Origin of the sequence: Dietzia sp. DQ11-38-2 (assembly GCF_014145055.1) — a bacterium.
Lineage (GTDB): Bacteria > Actinomycetota > Actinomycetes > Mycobacteriales > Mycobacteriaceae > Dietzia.
Map to the genome: position 1 here is coordinate 1 of NZ_JAALDW010000381.1, position 7,040 is coordinate 7,040.

Sequence of the window (7,040 nt, forward strand, 5' to 3'; positions counted from 1 at the left end):
AGCCGCTGTGGCCGGGCGCGGCGTTCACCGCCGTCGTCCTGCGCGCGCCCGAGGTCCCGGACGTCGAGCTGCGCGGGGAGGCCGCGCCCGTGAGGATCTTCCGGGCGGTCCCGGTGACCCACACCGAGGCGGCCTGGGTGCGGCTCAAGGGAGCCGGGGAACTCGAGGACGCGTGGACCGAGGCCGGGATCGACGTGACCGACCCCGCGCGCCGAGCGGTGAACCCGGGCCTGGCGCGCTGACTACAGCCAGCGGTTTCTCCGGAAGAGCAGGAACAACGCCGTGCACGCGGCGGCCATGACGCCGAGCACGACGTAGTAGCCGTACTCGGTCCGGAGTTCGGGCATGTTGGTGAAGTTCATGCCGTAGATCCCCGCGATCATCGTGGGCACCACGGCGATCGCCACCCACGCGGAGATCCGCCGCATGTCGGTGTTCTGCTGGACGCCGATCATCGCCATGGCGGCGTGGACCAGAGAGGTGATCTGCTCGTCGAGGGTCGTGACCTCGGCGGCGACCCGGGTGTGGTGGTCCTGGACGTCGCGGAAGTAGTGCCGCACCTCGGAGGGGATCAGGTCGACGTGCTCGACCGACAGGTGCCGCAGAGGGAGGGCCAGCGGGGCGATGTCGTGCTTGAGTTCGAGCAGTTCGCGCTTGAGGACGTAGATCTGCTCGATGCCGACCGGGGTGCGCGGGGCGAACACCGCGATCTCGAGATCGTCGATCTCCCGGCTCATCCTCTCGGCGACCTCGAGGTAACCGTCCACCACACGGTCGGCCACGGCGTGCATCACGACCGCGGGCCCTCGGGACAACCTCTCGGGTGCGCCCTCGAGTTCCGCGCGGAGGCCGGACAGGGCCGGGATGTCGCCGTGACGGACGGTGATGACGAAATCACGGCCGAGGATCACCATGATCTCACCGGTGGAGACGATGTCCGTGGTGTCGAAGATGCCGGTGACTTCGCCGCCATCGGTGGCGTCCGCCACCGACCGGTGCTCGAGATACTCGACAGTCGACATGGTCAGGACCACGGTGTCGTCGTAGGCCTCCAGCTTCGGTCGCTGCCGCCCGCTGGTCGCGTCCTCGGCGATCAGCTCGTGCAGACCGAACGCCGACGCGACTGTGTCCATCTGATGCCGGTCCGGGTCGTGGAGGCCGATCCACACGAAACCCCGCCCGGTCTCCCGGACCCGTTCGATCGCGGTCCGATGGGTGACATGCCCCTGTTCGCGGACACCGTCGACGTAGACACCGCAGCCGACCACCGCGCGTTCGGCGGGAACGGCCGGACCCGAGGGGGTGGGCACGGGAAGGGTCGTCGTGTTCCGCAGTCTCCGGACACTGGGCACCTGGGCTCCCCTCGATCGTTGCCCCGACCCTATCGGGCGTCGGACCTCCAGACGAGACCGTTAGGGTGCTGCTGGGACACTGGTGGACAGTGTCGCACCGTCTGGTGCGGACGTGACGAGGAAGGACGTGGTCGTGTGCGGCGGACGGGGGACGGGGCCGGGGTACGGGCACTGGCGATCGCCGGGGCCGCCGTGGTGGGGTTGAGCGGATGCCAGGCGCAGTCCTCGATAATCCCCGCCCACCAGCCCGATCCGGTGGTGGTGATCGAGACCGCCTCGTTCGGTGAGGCCGAGATCGTCGGCCACATCTACGGCAACGCGCTGTTGCGCTCCGGCTCCCGGGCCACCATCCGGTCGCAGTCCGGGAGCCAGGCCGAGGTTCTCGAGTCGGTGACGACCGGGGACGCCACCTTCACCATCGGGTACACCGGGGAACTGCTGCGCTCCTTCGATCCCCAGTCGACGGCGGTCGACGCGGACGAGGTGTACAGAGCGATGATGGCGGCCCTGCCCGAGGGTGTGACCGCGGCCGACCCGGCTCCCGCCGAGGACGCCCCCGTGTACGTGGTGACCCGGCACACCTCGCAGACCCGCGGTCTACGGACCATGTCCGACCTCGAGAGCCGGTGCGGCGAGTTCACGCTGGGCGCACGCCAGGAGGCGCTCGCGGACAGAGAGCTGGCCACCGCCGTGGGCGGGACGTACGACTGCGGGTTCGGGCGGCGGGTGGCGCTCGGGCCGAACCCTCGCGCCGTCCTCGAGGCGCTGCGGGCGGGCGAGATCGGGGTGGGGTTGGTCCAGTCGACCGACCCGGTGCTGTATCCCGACGACATGGTGGTGCTGGACGACGACGAGGACGCCATCCTGGCCCAACACCTCGTCCCGGTGTTCCGCAAGGGCTCGCTCTCGGAGGACCAGTTGGCCCTGGTCAACCGGATCAGCGGAGAGCTGACCACCGACGACGTCCGGGAACTGCTGCTCGGGGTGGAGTTCGGGACGTCCACCCCGACCGCTCTCGCCGACTTCTGGCTCGACTCCCACGACTACTGACCTGCTCCGGGCCGCCGCCCGTCTCCGGGCGGCGGACCCAGTGCCCCGGTGGGGGGCGACTGATCGTCGCCGGGGTTCACCCCCCGGCGACGATCAGGCGAACGCCTCGTCCACGAGCGCCTTCTGCTCGACCGCGTGGACCTTGCTCAGCCCGGTCGACGTGGCGGCCATGGCCCGCCGCGACACCCGCTTGATCGCGGGGAACTCAGGGATGACCTCCGGCAGGTTGAGTGCGAGGAAGCTCCACGCGCCCTGGTTGGCCGGTTCCTCCTGCACCCACCGCACCTCGGAGAGGTTCGGGTAGTGCCCGAGCGCTTCGCGCAGTCGGCGGAACGGGATCGGGTGGATCTGTTCGAGCCGCACGATGGCGATGTGCTCGTGGCCTTCCTTCTCCTGGCGGGCCGCCAGCTCGTAGTAGAGCTTGCCGGAGACCAGGAGCATGGTCGTGACCTTCTCCGGGTCCTTACCACCGTCGACGAAGGTGGGATCGTCGAGAACCGAGCGGAACTTGCCCGTCGTGAAGTCCTCGAGGGCGCTGACGGCCTTCTTGTTGCGCAGCATCGACTTGGGGGTGAAGACGATCTGCGGACGCTTGATCCCGTCCGTGGCGTGACGACGCATGAGATGGAAGTAGTTCGCCGGTGTCGACGGCTGCGCGACCGTCATCGACCCCTCCGCACACAGCTGCAGGAAACGCTCCATGCGACCCGACGTGTGGTCCGGTCCCATGCCCTCGTGTCCGTGGGGGAGGAGGAGGGTGACCGAGGACTTCTGGCCCCACTTGGCCTCGCCGGAGGAGATGTACTCGTCGATGATGGTCTGGGCACCGTTGACGAAGTCGCCGAACTGGGCCTCCCACAACACCAGCGCCTCCGGGTCCCCGACCGAGTATCCGTACTCGAACCCGACGCCGGCGAACTCGGTCAGCGCCGAGTTCCACACCTCGAAGCGGCCCTCGGCGTCCTCGAGGTTCTGCAGGGGCGAGTACGGCTCCGACGTGGTCTTGTCGACCACCACGGCGTGGCGCTGCGTGAAGGTCCCGCGCTGCGAATCCTGCCCGGCCAGACGCACGGTCCGGCCCTCCTGCACCAGCGAGCCGATCGCCAGCAGTTCGGCGAACGCCCAGTCGATGTTGCCGTTGTAGGCCATCTTCTGGCGCGCCTCGTAGACCGGCTTGACCCGCGAGTGGATGTGGAAATCCTCCGGCAGGTTGCCGAAGGCGTCGCCGATGGCGTGGATGACCGACTCGTCCACCGCCGTCACCAGGCGTTTGGGCAGCGGCTGGTTGGGCAGGATCGACTCGGAGGCCTTGACCGGGTGCTTCTCGAGCTCACGGACCTCGTTGAAGACCCGCTCGAGCTGCCCCTGGAAGTCGCGGAGGGCGTTCTCCGCCTCCTTCTCGGTGATGTCGCCGCGGCCGACCAGATCGTCGGTGTAGGACTGCCGGACGCTCTTCTTGGCGTCGATGACCTCGTACATCCGCGGTTGCGTCATCGACGGGTCGTCGGCCTCGTTGTGCCCGCGGCGGCGGTAGCAGACGAGGTCGATCACGACGTCCTTCTTGAACTGCTGGCGGAAGTCCATGGCCAACCGGGCCACCCGCACACAGGCCTCGGGATCGTCGCCGTTGACGTGGAAGATCGGCGAGCCGATCATCTTGGCCACGTCCGTGGCGTACTGGCTCGACCGGCCGGCCTCCGGCGCGGTGGTGAAGCCGATCTGGTTGTTGACGACGATGTGGATCGTGCCGCCCGTGCGGTAGCCGTCGATCTGGGAGAGGTTCAGGGTCTCCGCGACCACGCCCTGTCCGGCGAACGCGGCGTCACCGTGCAGCATGAGCGGCACGACCGGGTACTCCGCGCGCCGTTCCGGGTCCTCGATGAGGTCCTGCTTGGCGCGCACGATCCCCTCCAGGACGGGGTCGACGGCCTCGAGATGCGACGGATTGGCGGTGAGCGAGACCTTGATCTCGTTCTCCCCGAACATCTGGTACTGGATCCCCTCGGCGCCGAGGTGGTACTTGACGTCCCCGGAGCCGTGAGCGGCCGAGGGGTCCATGTTCCCCTCGAACTCGGTGAAGATCTGGCGATAGGGCTTGCCCACGATGTTGGCCAGCACGTTGAGACGCCCGCGGTGCGGCATCCCGATCACGACCTCGTCGAGGGCGAACTCGGCGGCCTCGTCGATGACGGCGTCCATCATCGGGATGACCGACTCCGCACCCTCCAACGAGAAGCGCTTCTGACCGACGTACTTGGTCTGCAGGAAGGTCTCGAACGCCTCGGCGGCGTTGACCTTCGACAGGATGTACTTCTGCTCGGCGACCGTCGGCTTGTCGTCGACGCCCTCGAGCCGGTCCTGGATCCACTGACGCTGGTCGTTCTCGAGGATGTGGGTGTACTCGATGCCGATCTTGCGGCAATACGCCGCGCGGAGCGCCGAGAGGACGTCGCGCAGACGCATCTTGTCCTTGCCGACGAACCCGCCCACGGAGAACTTCCGGTCCAGGTCCCAGAGGGTCAGCTCGTGCGAGTTGACGTCGAGATCCGGATGGAAGGTCCGCCGACGCTGGGCGTGCCGACCGTCCAGCGGATCGATGTCCGCCATGAGGTGACCGCGGTCGCGGTAGGCCGCGATGAGCTCGAGGACGCGGGCGTCCTTGTCCACACGCGGGTCGGTGATGTCCTGGCGCCACCGGACCGGCTCGTAGGGGATGCCCAGGACGTCGAAGATCTCGTCGTAGAACTCGTCGGCGAGCAGGAGGCGGTGGATCTCGCGCAGGAACTCGCCGGACTCCGCCCCCTGGATGATCCGGTGGTCGTAGGTCGAGGTGAGCGTGGTGATCTTGCCGATGGCGTTGTTGGCCAGCTGTTCGTCGCTCGCACCCTGGAACTCCGCCGGGTACTCCATCGCGCCGACGCCGAGGATCGCGCCCTGCCCCGGGGTGAGACGCGGGACCGAGTGGACCGTGCCGATACCACCGGGGTTGGTCAGGGAGATGCTGACGCCCGAGAAGTCCTCCATCGTCAGCTTGCCGACGCGGGCGCGGGAGACGATGTCCTCGTAGGCGTCGAGGAAGCCGCGGAAGTCGAGCCTCTCGCAGTTCCGGATGGCGGCCACGACGAGGGTGCGCCCCGCCTTGGTCTTCATGTCGATCGCCAGGCCCAGGTTGATCCCGTTCGGGGTGACGACGTTGGGCTTGCCGTCGATCTCCTCGAAGTAGTTGTTCATGTTCGGGTAGGCCTTGACGGCCTGCACCATGGCGTACCCGATGAGGTGGGTGAACGAGATCTTCCCGCCGTGCGTGCGCTTGAGGTGGTTGTTGATGACGATCCGGTTGTCGATCATCAGCTTCGCCGGGACCGCACGGACCGAGGTGGCCGTGGGCAACGACAGCGACGCGTTCATGTTCTTGACGATGGCGTTCGCCGGGCCGCGGAGAACCTTGTTCTCGGGCTCCTCCGGCGGTGCGTACTCGGGTCTGGTGGTCCGTTTCGCGGCCGGGGCGTCGTCCTTCTTGCGCTTCTCGGTCGACCGGACCGGGGCGGGCACGCCCTGACCGCGGGCCTTGCGCGCGGGGGTGCTGTCGTCGGCGGGCTTGGCGGCCACGTCCTTCGCCGAGGACTCCGGGGACACGTCGGCCACGGTCAGTTCGGAGGTCTTCTGGGTGTTGGCGTCGGGGGTGGCGTTGTCGCCCCCGGATGCGTCGGCGGAGACCTTCTTGCCCTTCTTCCCGCCACCGCTACCGTCGCCGTTGTTCTTCCCACCGGTGCGTGTGTCACCCCCGTCCGACGCCGGCCCGGCTCCGGACGAGCCCTTCGACGCATCGCGGCCGGTGGCTGCCCCGGGGTTCGCGTCGAAGAACTCGTGCCAGGACTCGTCCACTGAGGAGGGGTCCTTGGAGAACCGCTCGTACATCTCGTCGACGAGCCACTGGTTCTGTCCGAACTGTGAGACGGTTTTGCTCACGATGTTGTGGTGCCTTCCTGATTTGTGGTGGGTTTCACACGCGATGGACCCAGGCTAGACCTTCCGCGCGTTCGGGGCCTTCCGATCTCACCTGACAGGGGGATGCGGCGTCCGGATGGACGGCGCTCAGCTCGTGGGCCAGCTGTCGGGCGGGGTGCCGAAGGTGGCCGCCGCCGCGTTGACGACGGTCCGGCCCAGCCGCCGGTTACCCCAGCCGCCCACGGCGGCGCCGATACCGGCGGGGGCCAGTTTGCCCATGGCGAGGGTGGCTCTCTTGACGGCGAACTTCCGGGCGAACCGGGACACCATGCGCCGGTTGACCTCCTTGAGGCCGGGGAGACCGAGCGACCTTCCGGCGAGTGATCCGCCTGCGGAGGCACCGCCGTTCGTGCTCACCGCGTTGGCCAGGATCGCGGTGCCCGATGCGCCGAGCATCACGGTCATGACGAGCAGCTCCTCGTGCTCGCCGAGCTTGACGTCGATTCCGTGCACCTCCGCGACGGCCAGGGTGTAGAACGCCGCGGCTTCGATGAACACCAGCGACTCGGCGCCGATCGCGCCGAACGCGAGCACGGTGCCCACCCCCGGCACGGCCGCCGTCGCCCCCACGGCGGCGCCGGACGCGGTGACGGCGGTGAGGAAGCGGGAGTCGAGCCGCTCGCGGATCCA

Annotated in this window: 5 protein-coding genes; 2 read left to right on the plus strand and 3 right to left on the minus strand. The window is 68.4% G+C overall.

What is annotated here, in order from left to right; all coding sequences use genetic code 11:
* The coding region (locus tag G6026_RS12700) for a suppressor of fused domain protein (protein WP_182613385.1) at positions 1–242 on the plus strand (242 nt) is incomplete at its 5' end.
* Here the strand turns inward: G6026_RS12700 and G6026_RS12705 are convergent.
* Positions 243–1,310: a magnesium and cobalt transport protein CorA gene (locus G6026_RS12705; protein WP_234414825.1), complete on the minus strand. Its 1,068-nt coding sequence runs from the start codon at positions 1,308–1,310 to the stop codon at positions 243–245.
* Between the two features lie 177 nt (positions 1,311–1,487).
* On the opposite strand from G6026_RS12705, the gene G6026_RS12710 reads away from it, so the two are divergent.
* Positions 1,488–2,402: a glycine betaine ABC transporter substrate-binding protein gene (locus tag G6026_RS12710; RefSeq protein ID WP_107756741.1), complete on the plus strand. Its 915-nt coding sequence runs from the start codon at positions 1,488–1,490 to the stop codon at positions 2,400–2,402.
* A 93-nt stretch (positions 2,403–2,495) separates the two neighbouring features.
* Here the strand turns inward: G6026_RS12710 and G6026_RS12715 are convergent, their stop codons facing one another.
* Positions 2,496–6,371, minus strand: coding sequence for a multifunctional oxoglutarate decarboxylase/oxoglutarate dehydrogenase thiamine pyrophosphate-binding subunit/dihydrolipoyllysine-residue succinyltransferase subunit (locus G6026_RS12715; RefSeq protein WP_231750278.1), 3,876 nt, complete (start codon positions 6,369–6,371; stop codon positions 2,496–2,498).
* 126 nt (positions 6,372–6,497) lie between these two features.
* On the minus strand, positions 6,498–7,040 hold a 543-nt coding region (locus G6026_RS12720; RefSeq protein WP_182613387.1), incomplete at its 5' end, for a hypothetical protein.